The organism is Streptomyces eurocidicus (assembly GCF_002891295.1).
Taxonomy (GTDB): Bacteria; Actinomycetota; Actinomycetes; order Streptomycetales; family Streptomycetaceae; genus Streptomyces; species Streptomyces eurocidicus.
The window spans coordinates 634,829-654,524 of the sequence record NZ_LGUI01000004.1 but is presented as its reverse complement, the minus strand read 5'-3'; the positions used below and the strand labels follow the sequence as shown (position 1 = coordinate 654,524).

The window sequence follows — 19,696 nt, the reverse complement described above, 5'->3', positions numbered from 1 at the left end:
TGCGGCGCGGTGGGACGTAGACTGGACGGCTGATGTTGTCCGGCGAGTTCCACCGCGCCGCACTTCTCCTTTCTTCCTCTGACCTCTGGAGCCGATCCCGCCATGCAGCACGACACCGACGCATCGCTGATCGGCCACGAGTACGAGGTCGAGGTCGGCCCGGTGGCGCACGGCGGCCACTGCGTCGCCCGCACCGATTCGGGCCGCGTCCTCTTCGTCCGGCACGCCCTCCCCGGCGAGCGCGTCCGCGCCCGCGTCACCGAGGGCGAGTCGACCTCGCGCTTCCTGCGCGCGGACGCGGTCGAGATCCTCGAAGCCTCCAAGGACCGGGTGCCGGCCCCCTGCCCGTTCTCGGGCCCCGGTATGTGCGGCGGCTGCGACTGGCAGCACGCCAAGCCCGGCGCCCAGCGCCGCCTCAAGGGCGAGGTCATCGCGGAGCAGCTCAAGCGCCTCGCGGGCCTCACCCCCGAGGAGGCCGGCTGGGACGGCACCGTGATGCCGGCCGAGGGCGACAAGCTCCCGGCGGGCGAGGTCCCGGCCTGGCGCACCCGCGTCCAGTACGCCGTCGACGCCGAGGGCCACGCGGGCCTGCGCAAGCACCGCTCGCACGAGGTCCAGGTCATCGACCACTGCATGATCGCCGCGCCGGGCGTCACCGAGCTGGGCATCGAGAAGCGCGAGTGGCCGCAGATCGCGACGATCGAGGCCATCGCGGCCTCGGGTTCCGCGGACCGCCAGGTGATCCTCACCCCGAAGCCGGACGGCCGCCTCCCCATCGTGGAGCTGGATAAGCCGGTGTCGGTGATGCGCGTCGGCGAGAACCGCCGGGGCGAGAAGCAGGTCCACCGCGTGCACGGCCGCCCCTTCGTCCGCGAGCGCGCCGACGAGCGCACGTACCGCGTCGGCGAGGGCGGCTTCTGGCAGGTCCACCCGCAGGCCGCCGACACCCTGATCAAGGCCGTCATGCAGGGCCTGATGCCCCGCAAGAACGACATGGCCCTCGACCTGTACTGCGGCGTCGGCCTCTTCGCCGGCGCGCTCGGCGAGCGCATCACGGACAAGGGCGCGGTCCTCGGCATCGAGTCCAGCAAGCGCGCCGTAGAGGACGCCCGCCACAACCTCCAGGACCTCGACCGCGTCCGCATCGAGCAGGGCAAGGTCGAACAGGTCCTCCCGCGCACCGGCATCGACAGCGCCGACATCATCGTCCTCGACCCGCCCCGCGCGGGCGCCGGCAAGCAGACGGTCCGCCACCTGGCTTCGCTGGGGGCGCGCCGGATCGCTTATGTGGCTTGCGACCCGGCGGCGCTGGCACGGGACCTGGCGTACTTCGCGGAGGAGGGGTACAGGCCGGTGACGCTGCGGGCGTTCGATCTGTTCCCGATGACGCATCATGTGGAGTGCGTGGCGATCCTTAAGCCTGCCGAGAACGGCTCCTGACCTGCAATTTTAGGTGTGCGTATTATTTTCGGTGGGCGTTACGGGCGATATCTTGACGCTGAAATGACGCCCATTGCTCGCCAGGGACGTCTCGTTGATCCCCAGGTCTTTCGCAACCTCGGGATCGGCTTCCCGGACTCCGTCACGATCCGTACTGCCCCTCACGAAACTCCGCCGCGAACTTGCGACGCTTCTCCGCCATGACAACCAACGTCCCCTGCTGTCACGGACTCCATGCTGCGAGGGGAACCTCACAAGGACTATTCCCCCCGATAGGGTGTTGACGATCTGAGGCGTTGACAGGGGTGGACCGTGAGCAAACTGCACGTGGGGTACGTCCGCAAGGCGATCGAGGACCGGTTCACCGGTCTTATCGACATGTCGGACCAGGCGCGGCTGTCGGAGGCCAGTCGCCATCAGGCGTTCCTGAGCCGTGGTCTGGCCGCGCTCGCCGCGCAGATCGAGCACCCGTGCAGCGACCGGGTCGCCGCCACGAGGGTCTTTGACGGGCAGGACGACCAGGGCCTCGACTCGATCGCGGTGGACTTCGGAACCACGCGCTCCCGGATCTGCCTGGTGCAGGCGAAGTGGAGCGACCAGAACAAGGGCGGTTTCGGCGAGGCCGAGGTGCACAAGATGTTCCACGGTCTGGAGCTCATGCTCGACCGGAACTTCGGCCGGTTCAACCGCCGTTTCCAGCCGTTCGTCCCTGACATCGAGCGGGCCTACGACTCCGGCACCCCGAAGATCACCCTTGTGCTCGCCCTGATGCGCGAGGCGCCGCTCAGCGACGGCGTGCGCGAACTGATCAGGATGAAGCAGGAGGAGCAGAACCAGGTTGTCCGCGACATGGTCGAGGTCAAGGTTCTCGACCTGCGGGACTTCCATCGAGCGATTCTCGGCGACGCCGCCGCACCGAAGATCGACGCCAAGGTTCAGCTGGAGTGCTTCGGCCAGGAGTCGACGCCGTACAAGGCGATGTACGGCACCATGACCGTCCCCGACCTCGCCGATCTCTATGAGGAGCACCGGCGCGGCCTCTTCGCCCGGAACATCCGTGACTCCCTCGATGAGAGCGACGTCAACTCCAAGATCAGAGAGACCCTGCGGGAGGAGCCCGAGCACTTCTGGTACTTCAGCAACGGCATCACCATGCTGTGTGAGTCGATCCAGTCGATCGGCCGGGCGCTGCCCGGCAAAGTGGGCAACTTCCAGCTGTCCGGCGTCAGCGTGGTCAACGGCGCGCAGACGGTGAGTGCCATCTATCGGGCCTTTACCGAGGACACGGGCGCGGCGCAGGACGGGCGGGTCCTTGTGCGCCTGATCTCCCTGGAGGACTGCCCGCCTGGCTTTGGCGACCAGGTCACCACCACCACGAACACACAGAACCCGATCGAGGAGCGCGACTTCAAGTCCCTCGACCCCGGCCAGGTCAGGCTCCGCGACGACTTCGCCATGCTCCTCAAGCGCAGTTACGTCATCAAGCGCGGCGAGACGGTCCCCGACCCGGCGCACGGTTGCTCCATCACCGAGGCCGCCGAGGCGCTTGCGGCTGTCAGCCCGAACGCCCGGCTCGCAGCCGTGGCCAAGCGTGATGACAACCTCGCCGGGCTGTGGGAGGACCACAACTACCAGGAGACCTTCGGCCCCGAACCGAACGTCTTCAAGGTCTGGCGCAGTGTCGAGCTTCTCCGTGAGGTCCGGGCGCAGCTGCAGCTCCTGCGTGAGGGGCTGGTGTGGCGCGCCGACGCGGCGGCCTTCTACGGCGACCTCCTGGTCACCCACATCGTTTACCGCCGCCTGGATACCCGGGCCATCGAGGATCCGGAGTGTGACTGGGCGACGGAGCTCGCCAAGGTGCCCGACCTGGTCCGCGAGTCCCTGTCCTGGGTGCTCGATGCGATCGACAACGAATACGGCACGTCCAGCCACATCATCGCCGCCGTCCGGAACACGGAACGGATCGAGCGAGTGGTACGTGCGGCCCTGCGCAAGCTCGACTCCGAGGAGAAAGCCCCGGAGCTCAACCAGGACTACCAGGTCGCCACGGCCGAGGCCCGGGGGCGGAAGGTGAACGCCGTGACGACCCTGGTCGCCGCTGGCGAGATCGAGGAGGGCACGGTCCTGGAATTCCGCCCGTACAGCAAGCCAGAGCGCCGTGAGATGGCCGAGTGGCTGGCGGTCGACCCACGGCGAGCTCAGGCGACCTGGAGCAACGCGGCGGGTCGCTACCCCCTGCAGTGGCACGCTGACGATGAGTGGTACTCGCCCAGTGGCCTCGCGCGGAAGATGCGCTGCGAGGCGTCCGGAGTAAACAGCTCGGCACAGGGCACGATCCGGTGGTTCGTGCCGGGGCAGGGTTCGCTGGACGAGCTGGCGCTGGCAGTACGGCTGCGAGAGGGAAACGAGCCGACGGAGGAGTGAGCGCGGCCAGGGGATCGGGGCGCCGCCGGCCCAGCCTCGTCGCCCCGCTTCCGCCCAGGCGTTGTCAGTAGCTCCCTGTAGGGTCCGGAGACATTGAACCGCGCACCTTCCGGCCTGGCGGAACGCACCTTCGGAGGTACCCGTGGGGCCGTAGAATCCCAGGTGGCGACTGTGACGGCGCACGCACGGACCGCCCGGGGCGCAGACCCCTGCCCGCACCACTGAGCACAGGAAAGAAGCAGCACGCCGATGGAGGAACTGGCCTTGGACCTGGACATCCCGCAGCAGCCCGAGGACGGCGCGGGGCCTGCCGCGGAGGGCTCCGCGCCCAAGGTCACGGCCCTCAAGGAGGGCCAGGTCGTCGACTACATCTCCGGCGATGCGATCAAGGAGACGGAGAAGGAGAAGGTCCGGCAGCGGATCGCCCGCGGGCTGGTGCACGAGCACGGCATCGACCCCGGCGACATGCAGCGCGACTTCTCCGTCACGATCAGCGAGGAGGGCGCCAAGCGGAAGCGGAGCAAGAAGGCCGACATCGCGATCTTCGAGTCCGGCGCCCCGCACACCACGGCGAACCTCCGGCGGGTGGTGATCTGTAAGCAGGAGCCCAAGCGCGGGAAGAACGTCGTCAAGCTCCGCGAGCCCGACCAGGCCCGGAAGGACCTGGAGGAGCTCCAGGAGCTGATGGGCAACGAGGACCGCCCGCAGTGCGCGGACGGCATGTGGACCGACGGTGTCGACTTCTTCTTCCTCAAGAAGGTGTTCGGCGACTTCGGCGCCGACTTTGAGGACCGCAGCGACTGGGAGGTTGCCGACGGCACCCTCGGCAGCCGCACCGTCGCCTCGCACCAGCGGTTGCGCCAGGCCGACCCGGAGATGCTCAAGATCGCCTTCCGGCGCTGCCACAACTACATCCACGGCAACGAGGGCATGCCGAAGGACGCCGCATTCTGGCAGTTCCTCTACCTGCTCTTTGCCAAGATGTACGACGAGCGGGTCAGTCACGGCTCCGTGCACGGCCGGTTCCGCACCGGTCTGAAGGAGATGTTCGACGAGAATGGGCGCGCGGCCATCAGCAAGCGCGTCAAGGAGCTCTTCGAGGACGTCAAGAGCGAGTACAAGGACGTCTTCAAGCCCACCGACGAGATCACCCTCTCCGACCGGGCCCTCGCTTTCATCGTCAGCGAGCTTGCCCCGTACGACCTGATCGGCACGGATGTCGACGCCAAGGGCATTGCCTACCAGGAGCTCGTCGGCACTAACCTGCGCGGCGACCGAGGCCAGTACTTCACCCCGCGCGGCGCAGTCAACTTGATGGTCGAGATGCTCGACCCGAAGGAGGACGAGACCGTCCTCGACCCGACTTGCGGCACCGGCGGCTTCCTCCAGGCCACCCTCAAGCACCTGCACCACACCTGGAAGAAGGAGGCCGGCACGCTCGGCTTCCCGGACGAGAAGGAGGAGCGGGAGCGGTATGGCGACAAGCTCAAGTCGTACGCGGAAAAGCACCTGTTCGGCTCTGACTTCGACCCGTTCCTGGTGCGTGCGACCACCATGGCGATCATGACGCTCGCACAGACCACAGGGAATGTCTTCCACATGGACTCGTTGGCCTTCCCGCGCGGACACCTCGCGGGCGTGGAGGCGGCGAAGGAGAAGATCCCGCTCGACAAGCCCACCGTGGACGTACTCCTGACCAACCCGCCCTTCGGCGCGGACATCCCGGTCAGCGACGAGTCGGTGCTCGGGTCGTTCCGTAACGGGATCGCCAGGTCCTGGGGGCGCAACAAGGAGACCGGCGAGGTCGAGGCGAGCACGACCAGCATGCCGTCGAGCATGGCGCCGGAACAGTTGTTCATCCAGCGCGCCATCGAGTGGGTCAAGCCCGGTGGACGGATCGGCATCGTCCTGCCGAACGGCATTCTGTCGAACCCCGGGCCGACGGACGAGGCGATCCGCCGCTACATCCTGCGGAACTGCTGGGTCCTCGCGAGCGTCGAGCTGCCGGTGGAGACGTTCATCGTCGACGCCAACGTCAACATCCTCACCACGCTCCTCTTCTTGAAGCGCAAGACTCGCCAGGAGATCCAGAACCACGACCTCGGGACGGAGAAGACGTACCCCGTCTTCATGGCGGTCGCCGAGAAGGTCGGCTTCGACCGGCGTGGCAACGACCTCTACAAGCGTGAGCCCAACGGGGAGATCGTGGTGGAGACGGAGGTCGTCATGGAGCGGCTCCGGATCCGGGGCAAGGAAGTAACCCGGCCGCTGACCCGCAGCAAGAAGGTCATCGACAACGATCTGCCGGTGATCGCGGAGAAGTACCGGGAGTTCCGGGCCAAGTACCCGGTGCCGGGCGTGGACCCGCGTACGGCTGGGTCGGCGGGAACGGGGGCAGGGGCGTGAAGATCGCCGAGCTGTCCAACCCGGTGAAGTCTGACTGGTTCGCGGACCAGGGACTTCGGCTGGATGCCTCGCCGTATGTTGCGGGGTCGATGAAGACGAAGAAGCTGCTGGAGCAGTTGCCAAGGACGGAGCTGCTGGCGAGCCTGACGGCGGGGCACAAGGGCGGAATTTTCAGCGGGCCCATGTTCCGGCGGGTTTTCCTTACCGATCCTGAGCACAGCGTGCCGTTCATCGGCACCAAGGACATGATGGCGGCCGACCTGACTGGGTTGCCCCGGCTGCGTAAGGCGGATGCGGAATCGCCAGCCCTGTCATATCTCCAGCTCAAGCCTGGAATGACCTTGATCTCGCGCTCGGGATTTAACGCAGGAAGGCGGGCGTACGTCCGGCCCGACATGGGTGATTACTGGGCCTCGGAGGACATTGTCAAGGTCGAGCCTGATCCGGAGAAGATCAAATCCGGATATCTGTACGCCTTCCTGCTCAGCAAGTTCGGCGAGTCGCTCGTGCGAGGGTCGGTGTACGGCTCGGCCGTGAAGCACATCGAGCCGCATCACATCGCAGGGCTGCCGGTGCCGCGATTGGGAACGAAGCTCGAGGGCCAGATCCACGACCTGGTGGAAGAGTGTGCGCGGCTGCGTGCTGAGTTCCAGTCGTCCTCGGTCAAAGCGACGAAGGACCTCTTCACGAGCGTGGGGCTGCCCGAGCTGATCGATGTCGGATGGCATCAGCAGGAGCGGGACCTCGGGTTCAAGGTCGATGGGCTGGGCCCTGATTCCCTTCGGGCTCTTAACTTCTCTCCGCGAGCCCAAAATTTGGCACAAAGGCTGAGCTCGGTGCCTGGAGAGTCGTTCGGGGAAGTTTGCACAGAATCCAGCTTGAAAATCGGGTCACGATTCAAGAGGATCGACGTTGATTCTGCGAATGGCATTCGCCTACTCGGACAGCGGCAGGTATTTTGGCTCCGACCGGAAGGGCGATGGATTAGCGCTGCTCAAGCGCCTAGCAATTCAAGCCTTCCGGATGAAACAATCCTAATTGCCGGACGTGGAACTCTTGGTGAAAATGAGGTATACGGCCGCGCAATCTTCGTCACCGGATCTTGGTTGGCGAATGCCTACAGTCAAGATTTCGTGCGGGTTTCGAGTGGGAATTCTGAAATTCCAGGAGCCTATCTTTTTGCGTTCTTCCGCTCTGCTGTGGCCTTCAGGCTACTTCGTGCCATGAGCTATGGGGGAAAGCAACAAGGTTTTCTACCCAGTAGGCTCCAAGAGCTTCGCATCCCCCTCGCCCCCCCGGCCGACCGTAAGCGCATCGCCGCCACCGTCCGCCACGCCTACAAATGCCGCGACGAAGCTGACGTCCTCGAAGACCAGGCCCTCGCGCTGCTCACCACCGCCATCGAGGAGGCCGCCGGCTGATGGGTGCCAGGATCGTTGCTGTTGGGGAGGCCGTCAACGATGCCGAGAGGAGGGTGATCGCGCACCTGCGTGATCACGCCCCCGACGACTGGACGGTCCTGCACTCCGTCGAGATTCCGTACAACCGGAACGAGCTGTTCGAGGTCGACCTCGTCGTGGTCACCGGGCACGCCGTGTACGTCATCGACGTCAAGGGCGCCCGGGGCCGCATCGAGGTCGACGGCGGCCGTTGGCAGCCCTCGCACCGGGCGCCATTCCGCTCCCCGCTGCCGAAGCTGCGCGGGCACGCCAAGCAGCTGAAGACGCTCCTGGAGACGGCCCACCGTACGCTGTCCCGGCTCTACACGGACGCACTCGTCGTCCTGCCCGCACCCGACGCCCTGCTCGTCGACCGGACGCCCCGCCAGCACGACGCCCGTGACACCGTCAACCTCCCGGACCTGATCGGCCGGCTCGCGGACGTGAGACGCGTACCCACCTCGACCAACCGCTTCGACACGGACGTCTCCGCGCACCACGAGCTGATCGTGCGCGCGGTGCAGGGTTCGTCCCGGCCGCCGTCGGGCCCCCTGCGGTTTGGCAGCTGGGAAGTGATCGAGCGACTGAGCGAGACGGGACCGGAGGAGGGTGACGACGTCCACCGCGAGTACCGGGCGAAAAACGCCCTCGCGGTGCAGGGGTCGGGCACGGTCCGGCTCTCCGTCCGCAGGGCCGATCCGTACGCGCCGGAGGCCGAGCGGCTCCAACAGCAGAAGCGGATCGGCATCGCGTACGAGGCACTCGGCAAGCTGCCCTCGCACCCGAACATCGTCGGGGTGCGGGACTTCTTCGCCGACGAGGACAAGGACTCCTTCGTCACCGTCTACGACGACGTTCCGGGGCACGCCCTCGCCCTGCACCTGAACGGGGCTGCAGACCCGCTGACCGCCGACGCGAAGCTGCGGACGATCCGTCACATGCTGATGGGCCTAGCTCACGCGCACAGCCGCCTGATCGCGCACCGCGAGCTGAACCCGTCCACCGTGCTGATCGCGCAGGATGGCCGGGCGATGCTGACCGGTTTCGAATATGCGAAGACCGCGCAGCGCCGTGCCCACACGGTCATGCGGGAGGCGTACCAGGTCGCCGACCGCGCGTATCTGGCGCCCGAGTGCCATACCGACCCGGCGGCGATGGGCATGAAGACGGACATCTACGCGGTCGGTGTCCTCGGGTTCCAGCTCCTCACCGGCGAGCTGCCGTTCACCTCCGCTACCGAGCAGGCCGACGAGGCAGGACGGCTCCCTGCGCAGGTCCTCGAAGCCGCCGAGGTACGCGTCGAACTGGCCCACTGGCTGCAGAAGTTGTGCGCGATGGCTTCGGACGCCCGGCCGACCGGCGTAGAGGCGCTGCGCCGCCTGGATCTGGTGATGGGAGCGCGGCGGGCTCCGGCCCGGCGTATCGGCTCCTCGGCCGCAGTTCCCCCGGCTCCTCCTGCGCCCTCCGCCGGGCAGCCCGTGCAGGACGGTCCGCGAGGCCCGGAGTTCTTCCGTGACCTGCCGGCTGACCACCAGCTCGGTACGAAGTACCTGGTGCGCCACCGTCTCGGCCGTCCCGGCTCGTTTGGTGTGGCCTACCGGGTGTACGACACGATAAGGAGTGTCGACCGGGCGGTGAAGCTGGTTCTGCGGGACCGGGACTCCGTCCTGGAGCGGCTGCGCCGTGAGGCGGGCGTCCTTGACCGGCTGCAGAACGCCCCGCACCCCAATGTAGTGTCGATGGTGGACGCGGACCGGCTGATGCCACCGGACGAGTACCCGTACTTGGTCTTCGAGTTCGTCGACGGCAAGGACGTCGCCGAGGTGATCCGCGGCGGCCGGATGGGCGCGGCGGACGTGCTGCGGCTCGCGATCGACACCGCGCGCGGGCTGCGTCACATCCACGAGCGCGGGGTGTGGCACTGCGACATCAAGCCGAGCAACCTGCTGTGGACCGACGACGGCGTCAAGCTGATCGACTTCGGGATCTCCAAGACCTCCGACTCCTCCGAGGGCCACAGTTACACCAGCCCCCGCTACACCCCGCCGGACCTGGACCAGGTGCCCGCCGACGCCTCTGGCTACACCGACCGGGACCTGTTCGGCCTCGGCGTCACCCTGTACGAGGCGCTGACTGGCGGGCAGTACCCGTGGGAGGGTGTCGGGCGGCCCTCGCCCGGTGTGCCGCCGGTGGACCCGCGCACCGCGTACAGCGGTTTCGGTGATCTGGCGCCCGGCTTCGCCGAGATCATGCTGCGCGCGATCTCTCCGTACCGGGCGGAGCGGTTCTCCACGGCCGAGGAACTGCTGCGCGCGCTGGAGGCGCTGGAATCCGCCCGCGTCGCCCCCGCACTGCCACCACCGGCCGTGGCCCCGTCGTCCACATCCGAGCGAGCCGAGCAGCCCCCGGCGCCACCATCGGAACCCGGCACAGGTCAGGAGCCTGAGCCGAATACCAACCCGTTCGTGGCCCACCTGCAGACGCTGTACAGCCAGAGCCGCCGCAGCAACCGCGGTACCCGCGGCCTCGACCCGCACACAATGTCCGTGTACGTCGAGACGGCCCTGGACCGGGAGCTCGTGCCCGCACTGCGGGAAGGCCGGCATGCGCTGGTCGTGGTGACTGGTAACGCGGGCGACGGCAAGACGGCCTTCCTGGAGCGATTCGAACGCCAGGCGCGCGAGCTAGGCGCCGAGTTCGGGCCCCGCCGGGCCAATGGCAGCGACTTCACCCTGGCCGGGCAACGGTTCCGCACCAACCACGACGGCAGCCAAGACGAGGGTGGGGTCAGCGGCGACGACGTACTGGACGAGTTCTTCGCACCCTTCGCCGGGACCGACGCATCGGCGTGGCAGGTCGCGGGGGAAACCCGGTTGATTGCCATCAACGAGGGGCGTCTGGTCGACTTCCTCAGCCACCACCACGACCGCTTCCCGCACCTCGCCAAGGTGGCCAACCTCGGCCTGGCGGGCCGGGACACCGGGCAGGCCGTCGCTGTCGTCAACCTCAACGCACGTGATGTCGCGGCTCGTTCCCTCGACGCCGACGGCGAACCGCAGGACGGCGCATCGCTCCTGGAGCGCATGCTCGACCGGATGACACACGACCGGTTCTGGGAGGACTGTGAGCGCTGCGACCTGGCCGCCACCTGTTATGCCCGGCACAACGCCCAGACTTTCCAGCACCCCGCCGCTGGCCCGCAGGCTGCGCGTCGTCTGCGCCGCCTTTACGAGATGACCCAGCTGCGCGGTAGGCTCCACATCACCCTGCGCGACCTGCGCTCCGCGCTCGCCTACACCCTCACCTCGGGCCGCGACTGCGCCGAGATCCACCAGCTGTACGCGGCCAGTTCCGGTCAGGAGATCCTGGACAGCTTCTACTTCTCTGCGCATCTCGGCGCCCCGGCCACCGCCGACGGCAGTCCGCGTGAGCGGGACCGTCTGCTGACCTTGCTGCGCGAGGCCGATGTGGCGGCGGTTCCGCAGCCGCAGCTCGACCGTCGTCTGGACTACGCCGGGCTCCTAGAGGACCGGGCGTTGGTCGCGGTCGACGGGCGCGGCGACCGCGATCGCGTACTGCTGCGCGGCGCGTTCGAGCAGCTCGGCCGGTCGGTCACCGAACGCGTCTCCCAGGCCGCTGCCCACCGCCACTACGTGGACGCGGCCCGCCGCCTGCTCTACTTCGAACTCCACGACGAGGACCGAGCGGAGCGGATGCTGCCGTACCCGTCGGTGCTGCACTTCATGGCGCTGTTGTCCCGCGTAACGCAAACGGGCACCAAGGAGCGGGATCGGATCCTGCGGGCGCTCAACCGTGGTGAGGGACTCGTGGCCCCCGAGCGGATCGGCGATGCGCTTGCGCTGAAGGTGCGCGACGTACCCGGCGGCACCATCCGTACCTTCCGCCGCTTCCCCGCAGAAGGGTTCCGGCTCGAACCAGGTAACGCGGCGGCCTCGCCGTATATCGAGTCGGGGCGCACCTCGCTGCGGCTGAGCTACCGGGATCCGGCTGGCAGCCAGGGCGGCACGGCCGAACTAGACATCCGGCTCGACCTGTTCGAGCTTCTCCAGCGGTTCGAGCGCGGCTACCGGCCGTCTGTGACCGACCTGCAAGGGCAGCAGCTCGCCCTCGCCGTGTTCAAGAACCGGCTGGCGGCCGTGCCGTACCAGGAGATCCTGCTCACCACACACGGACACGACCTGCGACGGATCCACCGCACCGAAGACTCCGTCCTGCACATGGAAGAACTGACAGCACGGTCTGGCGACGACAACGGCGGTGCGGACGGCGACGATCCGGCTGGCGCGGGCACCGCGACCGACACCGTGGCCGGCATCGCAGGGGGCGTCGCGAGGACGGAGGAGACGACATGGCGCTGAGCGGTTCCCTGGGGACGTTCCACCACCCCGGCATCAGCCGGCTCGACTACAAGACACTGGACATGGACCGTGTCCTGACCGGGCTGCTCGCGCGCCTGTGGCACCAGGGCATGCCCAGCAAGATCAACCGCTCCAACGAGCTCAAGGTCGACGTCTTCGTCAAGCTGTTCCTGGACCATCCGGAGGTCTTCGACGGCTTCGACCGGGAGACCACCACCCGGTGGGCCTCCACCCATCTCCTCGACATGGTCAACCGGGGCAGGGCCACCGAGGCGGTGGCCGGCCCCAGACCGCTACACGGTCTCACCTACCGGTTCCGCAACAAGCGCAAGTCCCGCCCGTACGGGGCTGACGAGCAGTTGTACGAGATGCTCGCCACCGACGAGGGGGTCCTGGACCAGCTCCGCGAGTTCTTCTTCTCCGATGTCGACCGCGCCACCTCGGAGATCACCCCGGGGACGGACACCGACGTGGAGACCCAGGCGCTGCTCCACCTGGTGGAACAGGCGGGCGGACAGATGCGGGACCGGCCCGACACCACTCGCCCCCGCACCCCCTACCCCGCCCTGTGCGCCGAACCGGCCCGCCAGCTGTGCCGGGACGTCCTGCGGCTGCTTTACCATCAGGACCACATGCCCCGGACCGTCCTCGTGGACTACCTGAAGATCCTCTTCGCCTTTCACCTGGCCCTCTACCACCTGCGGATGATGAAGCTGCTGCCCGCCGTGATCGATGCCGGATCGGCGCCCGCCACCTGCCGGACCGGGCATCAGGACATGCGGACGGGGGACCGCTGCCCGCACCGCGTCCGGCTCTTCGTCGACGTCGAGGGTGTGCCCGGCACCCCGGCGGCTGCGCTCGCCGAGCGTAGCGCCGCCATTTGGTACGGGCGGATCACGCGGTTCGTCCAGGCGACCTATCAGATCAAGAAGCTTGACGAGTTCTCCGAGGACCTCGTCAAGAGCCAGAAGCTGACCTCGCCCGTTGGCCGGAGCTACTTCACCCCGGTCGAGGTCCTGCGGCGGCTCTCCACCCATCCCAAGGAACGCGAGGCGTTTTTCCTTCAGCGTGCCACCCGCGTACGGGACGAGGAGAAGGACCTTCCCCCGGAGCTGAAGCAGATCACACAGCTCGGGCTCAATGCCTTCGACGAGTACATCGAGATGCTGATGCACTACAAGGGCAGCTACTACCGCAGCTACTTCATCGACTGCCTCGACTCGATGCTGCTCAAACATCGGCCCGGTGCCCTGCTCGCCCAGCCGCGCGGCAGACGCGACAGTGCCGTCCGGCGATTCGTCCTGGACGCGCGCCTGCTCGAAGTGCTCCTTCAGGTGTCGCTCCTGAGGGAGGGCGACGACGCCAGCGGCAATCTGCGTACCGCCCCCATGCGCGTGGACGAGTTCCTCACTCTGCTGCGCGAACGGTACGGACTCCACATCGATCAGCTGCCGGACGGCGACGGCTTCTCTGGCGCCCACCTGGACGACCAGGCAGCCCTACGGGCCAACGCAGCGGCCTTCCTCAATCGACTGCGCGAGATCGGCTACTACCAGGACATGTCTGACGCCTATCTGACGCAGACCATCACGCCCCGGTACACCATCGGGGCCGCGACGACGGGGGCGACGGCCTGATGAGCAGCGCCAGCACCAGCGCCGGCCTTGCGGAGCCCACCGCGAAGGACCTCCGCGAAGCCCTCGAAGGCGTCCTTGTACCGCGCCTGGCCAAGCTGGTCGGCGAGCGGGGCGCCGGACACTGCATGCGGGTCACCGAGGTGGAGCCCGAACTGGCGGCCGCGCTGGTCCGTCGGCTCCGAGGAGCGCTCGGGCCCACCGCCACCGTCTGTGTCCTGGGCACCGCCGACGACCTCGCTCCCGAACAGCCGTACCGTGACACCGTCGTCACCAGCACCAAACTGGTCGAGCTCCGCAACCGCACCGAAGGCGACGACGGGAACGGGAACAGCCTGCCCGGACCACTCCTCGTCTTCGTCCCCCCGGGCACCCGGGTCAGCGCCGAGGATTCCTTCGGTATCGCGACCTTCGAGGAAGTGCCCCTCGGCGACGCCTACGCGCAGCTGGCCGACCACCTTCTGGACCAAGTACCGGACCGGCTGCGGCCCGGCGTCGACGAGCTGCTCGCCGTACTCCGTGACCGGCCCGGACACCGGACGGGCGACCGTGCCATCGCCCTGTACTTGCTGACGCTCCGGACCAACGACTACCGCGACCAGGTCGCGGGGGCCGCTATCTACCACTTCGGCCTGGTACCCGACTTCGAGCTGTACGCCGATCCGTCGCTCGTCAAGGATCGGGCCGAGCGGAACCGCAAGCTGGTCGGCAAACTCACCGCCTCCAGCCGCTCGGAGCGCCAGCGCGTCCTCGATCTAGGGCTGACCGACGCGGACTTCGCCGGCAGGCTCGCGGGATTCGCCACCCGCTGCGGCCTGGAGGACCCGGCGACATGGACCCGCCGTATCGTCGTTGACCGAGAGAACTGGACACTCTCCTTCGGGAACTGGCGCATCGACGAACGGCGCCGCGCCACCGTCTCCATCGAGGTACGCGAACTCGGTCTGCCCGCCGCCGGCGACAACGCCGAGGAGCTAAAGGCCCACCCGGCACTCGAAGCCATCGTGGGGCAGCCCTACCTGCTCGCCGGGGACAAGGGCATCCGCGAACTGACACCCCGGTTCACCGTTGAACCATCCCCGCTCAAGGTGGAGGGACTTGAACGCTTCCGCGTGGAGATCGTCTCGGAAAGCGGCGGGCCGATCGGCCGGATCGCCCACGTTACCAAGGGGACCCGGGCCAAGCCCGATTACAAGGCACCGCTGCGTCGCCTGAACAAGATCGACTGGGAGGAAGGGTGGCACTACCTCAAAATCACCCCGCTCGATGCCTCCGGTGACGCTCTCGACATCGCCCCTGGTGTACATGGCCTGCCCGGCGGCGAGAGTGAACGTTTCTACGTCGTGCCCGAGGGAGAGGCCGAGGAGCCGCTGGAGCGCAGCGTCGGGCGCTACGACGGCATCACTCAAGCGCTGCGCTCACTGCAGTTCGAGGCGCTGACCGCCGGGGACGATCCGACCCGTGTCACGCTGACGGACGTCCGTTGGAAGTCCACGTCGGCGCGCAGCCCCCTGCGCGTCCTTAACGCCCGCATCCACACGGCGGGAAGCGCGGAGATCCGGCTCTCCCCGCTGCTCGTGCAACTCCAGCAGGACCTACTGGCTCGCCCCCAGGACACTTCTCTGCGCCGACTCGTACTGTGCCCCAACGGCACCAGCGAGACCCCGGAGGGGAACGAGGAGGACCTGTCCCTCGCCCTGAACGGGCGGGCTGCCGAGGCCTACGACCGCTATCTCGCGACGCGGCACGCCTATTTCGCCGCCCTGTGCGGCCAGGCGGGAGACCCGGCCGATACCGATCAGCTCCTGGTCAGCGAGGCTGTCGACTTCGAGGTGGTCCGGGACGAACTGGTCGCTTACACGGAGGCGTACGCGGAACTGGTGGAAGCCCAGTCGCTCCAGGCCGAGAGGGCTGGTGACGGCGCCCGGGGCGCCGCGCTGGTGGCGCTGGCCCGCATCCAGCAGGCCGATTGTGCGGCCGTCACCCTCACCGACGGTCTCGGCGGGCGCGACACCGTTCTGCTCGTCTCCCCGACGCACCCCCTCCGCGCACTCTGGCTGGCGACCTGGTCGGCCCTGGGCCGGGACTGGGCCGCGCGCCTCGTCGGCGAGGAAAAGCGACGGGTCATCGCCACCCGCGACTCCTTCTTCCAAGCCCTCTCGCCCTTGGGCTTCCCGTTCGCCGTCCCCCGCCAGGACGGACGGCTCATGACGGCCGCTGACAACCTCACCCCGTACTGGGCCGCCTACCTACCTAGTGAGACAGCCGACCCCCGTGGCCTGCTCGGCCGACTCACCACCGCGCTGCATCTCCCGGCGGTCGGCCCTCGCGCCGCAGGCGGAGCCGGTGCGTTGTCCGGTACGGCGCTCGCCGATCGGATCGAGCGGTACGTAAGTCTCCACCCGTACGTCCGTACCCTGGTCATGAACATCGTCAACGCCGGCCGCGCCGAGATCGTCGCCGACGCCCTCCTTGAACTGCAGCGCCGCACCCCCACCAGGGACCTCACCTACGACATTCGGCTGTGCGTGTCCGACCCGGAAGCCCCCGAGTCCGGTGCAGCGCTGGATGGGCTGATCAGCGCGCAGAGTCAGTTCACCTCGACAGAGGCGGAGGCGTTCCTACACGCCGCGGAAGGCACCCGGAGCCCGAAACTCGTCTACTCTGTCCGCTCGGTGGAGGAGTTCGGCGAACCCGGAGCCGAGTTCGACGCCCATCTGACCGTGCTCATCGACGCCTTCGGCGGGGAACAGCACGGCTCCGTCACGCGCCACGACATCGCGCACGCCCCCGTCCACGGCCTGGTACAGCCGACGTCCTCCACGTACGAGGACAACGAACAGCAGATTGTGTGGCGGACCATGCCACGCCACGGCGTCGCCCTGCCCGCCGAGGACGCGGAGGACCTTGCCATTCTCCTGGGTCGGCTTCCCGGACTGCTCGCCGGCGCCGCGGCCAACGTCGCCACCGCGGGACAGGCGCCGCGCCATGTGCCGTGTACCGTCCTTTCCCTCGACAACACTGACCGAGCCTTGCTCTACCAGGCCCACCAGGTCGGCGACTGGGTCGTCACGATCGACAGGACCCTCGGCCTGGAGTACTTCGACCACGCCGGACAACGCGACCGGCCCGAGTACGTCATCGACTACGCGCCCTCGCTGGACAGCGGCCTCGGCCACCAGATCATGGTCAGCTCGAACTCGGTCGACGAACTGCGCACCCTGCTTGGACCGACCGCCCAGCAGCACGGGCTCGACGTCGAACAGCGCCACCTCAACACCTTCTTCGAGCAACTGCGCCTGCTCTCCGGCAACCTCGCCTTCAAGTTGGCCTCCACCGCCCCCACTCAGCGCACCGAAGTACTCGGCCTCGCCTTGGCCCGCCTCTACCTGGACTACCAGGGCGCCCTGCACAACCAGATCGTCGTCCCCCTGGACGCCCACCCCGAGCTGTACGCCGAAGTCCGCCGCCAGGCCCGGGAACTCGGCTACGCCCTCACCTTCCAGCGCAGTGACCTCGCCCTGTTCCACCTAGACGCATGGACCCGAGCCATCACCTGCCGCCTCGTCGAGGTCAAGTGCTACACCACGCTCGACGACATCGGCGCCTACCAGCGCCTCAAAGCCAAGGTCGCCCAGCAGCTCAGACGGAGCCAGACCGTGCTCACCGAGTCCTTCGATCCGGCCCACACCTCCCCGGACCGGCTGGACCGGCCGGTCAAGAACCTGGCACTCGGCTCCCTGCTCCGCTTCTACCTGGAACGGGCGGCACGCCACGGGACCATGGGGCACGCCCCCCGGAAGGCGGCCCACGCCCTGCTCGATAGCCTTGACGACGGCTACGCCCTCCACTTCACCCGCAGCGGCCTGATCTTCGACCTCGCCCGCGAGGGAACCGACCGCGAACTCGACGACGAGGTGGAGTTCCACCGCATCGGTAGCGATCTGATCACCGAGCTGATCAATGCGATTCCCACTGTTCGGCCGGGCGTACCCGCGCCCACGGACCTAGCCGTTGAGGAGGAGGACGGAGCGGCCACCGCTCCCACCCTGGCCCTGTCGCAGTTGGCCGTGCCGCGGCTCCCCAACGCCGAGTTCCGGGCACCTGGCGACGAGCGGGATGCCAAAGATGCCCAGGAGGAAGACCGCGGGCAGGGTGGTGCGGGCAAGGCAGTGACTATCCTCGACACGGACGAGGCCGCGAACGGCAACGAGACCACGCCACTCACCGCACCTGAGCGTGCAGGCCGTGAGACAGGTCCGGCTCAGTCCGTGGCAACTTTGGCCGTGCCTGGTGCAGACACGGCGGGGGCGGTCCCGGTGTCTCCTTCTTCGGAAGGAACCTCATCGGCTGCTCCTCCTCCGGGCGGTACCGGAAATCCGCTGCGGGCGGGCACCGTCCCTGAAAGCCAGGGCTTCCACGAGTCGCCGACCATCGATGCCCAGCCCACCCCTGTCACACCAGGATCGGCTTCACCAGGGGGCCTCCCCGAGATCTTCCTCGGCGTCACCCGCCCCTCCCCGCAACACGGTGTACTCGGCGAAGTAGTCGGCCGGAAAGTCGCGGTCGATCTCGACGAAACCCACACCATCAGCCTCTTCGGCGTACAAGGAGGCGGCAAGAGCTACACCCTGGGCAACATCATCGAGATGGCCTCGCTGCCCACCCCGTCGGTCAACGAACTTCCCCGCCCTCTCGCGACCGTGGTGTTCCACTACAGCCGCACCATGGACTACGCACCGGAGTTCACTTCCATGGCGCGCCCAAATGATGACCAGGTGCAGCTCCAGGTCCTGAAGGAGCGCTATGGAGCCGAACCCCAAGCGCTGTCGGACGTGCTGCTGCTCGCTCCCGCCGACCAGGTCGCCGACCGCCGACGGGAATTCCCCGGTATCGACGTCCAGCCGCTCGCCTTCTCCTCCGCCGAACTCCAGGCATCCCACTGGCGCTTCCTCATGGGCGCGGTCGGCAACCAGTCAACGTACATCCGGCAGCTGACCCGCATTATGAAGTCGAACCGCAACAACCTGAACCTCGGCGTCATCCGGCAGGGCGTGGCCGATTCCGGTATGCCCGACCACGTCAAGCAACTGGCCCAGGAGCGGCTCAACCTCGCCGAGGGCTACATCGACGACAATGCCCGGCTCGCCAGTCTCATCCGACCCGGCCGACTGATCATCGTTGACCTCCGCGACGAGTACATCGAGAAGGACGAAGCGCTCGGTCTCTTCGTCGTCCTGATGCAGCTCTTCGCCGAGGCACGCAGCGGGGACGAACACTTCAACAAGCTGGTCGTTTTCGACGAAGCGCACAAGTATATCGACAGCCCGGACCTCGTCGCCGGCCTAGTCGAGACCGTCCGCGAGATGCGCCACAAGGGAATAAGCGTCCTGGTCGCCAGCCAGGACCCGCCCTCCGTACCGATCTCCCTGATCGAACTCTCCGACCACGTCATCCTGCATAAGTTCACCTCGCCGGCCTGGTTGAAACACCTCCAGAAGGCGAACACCGCCTTCGCTAGTCTGCGCGCTGAGCAGATGGCGCAGCTTCAGCCCGGCGAGGCGTACGTGTGGGCGAGTAAGTCCACTGACCCGGCGTTCACTCACGGAGCCGTCCGAATGCGATGCCGTCCTCGGGTAACCCGGCATGGCGGAGGGACGAAGACGGCAACGGGTGGACAGTAAGCACGCTCCAGGATCCTGATGGCCTCGCTCTGGCAACCTAAAATACTCTGACCCGCGATTTCTTCGGGAAGTCGTCGTCTCGGCACCTTCCCGAAGACGCATCATATAGAGTGCGTGGTGGTCCTGAAGCCGGTCGAAAGGACTGCCTGACCTGTATCAGAGCGTCCTGCCCGGGGAATTGGTCCCGGGCAGGACACTCGGCTTTGCGGCAGTCAGCTGTCGCGGATTCCCGCTCCCGCCGGAGCGGTCTTCTGGCGCTCCCTCAGCTGGCACAGTGAGCAGGGGTGGGT

General features: G+C 67.5%; 7 protein-coding genes. All 7 read left to right on the top strand.

Going from position 1 to position 19,696, the window contains the following annotated elements; all coding sequences use genetic code 11:
• Window positions 1–102: 102 nt before the first annotated feature.
• The 7 genes from AF335_RS16440 to mads8 all read left to right on the top strand — a co-directional run bounded on the left by AF335_RS16440 (window position 103) and on the right by mads8 (window position 19,406).
• Window positions 103–1,440: a class I SAM-dependent RNA methyltransferase gene (locus AF335_RS16440; RefSeq protein ID WP_102919123.1), complete on the top strand. Its 1,338-nt coding sequence runs from the start codon at window positions 103–105 to the stop codon at window positions 1,438–1,440.
• A gap of 312 nt (window positions 1,441–1,752) precedes the next feature.
• Window positions 1,753–3,864, top strand: coding sequence for an AIPR family protein (locus AF335_RS16435; RefSeq protein WP_244927050.1), 2,112 nt, complete (start codon window positions 1,753–1,755; stop codon window positions 3,862–3,864).
• Between the two features lie 249 nt (window positions 3,865–4,113).
• The gene (gene mads2, locus AF335_RS16430; RefSeq protein ID WP_102919122.1) at window positions 4,114–6,270 is read left to right on the top strand and encodes a methylation-associated defense system DNA methyltransferase MAD2; all 2,157 of its coding nucleotides are present in this window, start codon (window positions 4,114–4,116) and stop codon (window positions 6,268–6,270) included.
• A complete protein-coding gene (gene mads5 / locus AF335_RS16425; protein ID WP_102919121.1) occupies window positions 6,267–7,691 on the top strand; it encodes a methylation-associated defense system restriction endonuclease subunit S MAD5 in 1,425 nt (474 codons plus the stop codon). The genes mads2 and mads5 overlap by 4 nt, the downstream gene beginning before the upstream one ends.
• Complete coding sequence (gene mads6 / locus AF335_RS16420; protein ID WP_102919120.1) at window positions 7,691–12,088, top strand: methylation-associated defense system protein kinase MAD6; 4,398 nt, start codon at window positions 7,691–7,693, stop codon at window positions 12,086–12,088. Before mads5 ends, mads6 begins: the two co-directional genes overlap by 1 nt.
• Window positions 12,079–13,725, top strand: a complete 1,647-nt coding sequence (gene mads7, locus AF335_RS16415) for a methylation-associated defense system protein MAD7 (RefSeq protein WP_102919119.1) — start codon at window positions 12,079–12,081, stop codon at window positions 13,723–13,725. Before mads6 ends, mads7 begins: the two co-directional genes overlap by 10 nt.
• A complete protein-coding gene (mads8, locus tag AF335_RS35650) occupies window positions 13,725–19,406 on the top strand; it encodes a methylation-associated defense system ATP-binding protein MAD8 (protein ID WP_102919118.1) in 5,682 nt (1,893 codons plus the stop codon). The genes mads7 and mads8 overlap by 1 nt, the downstream gene beginning before the upstream one ends.
• Window positions 19,407–19,696 lie beyond the last annotated feature (290 nt).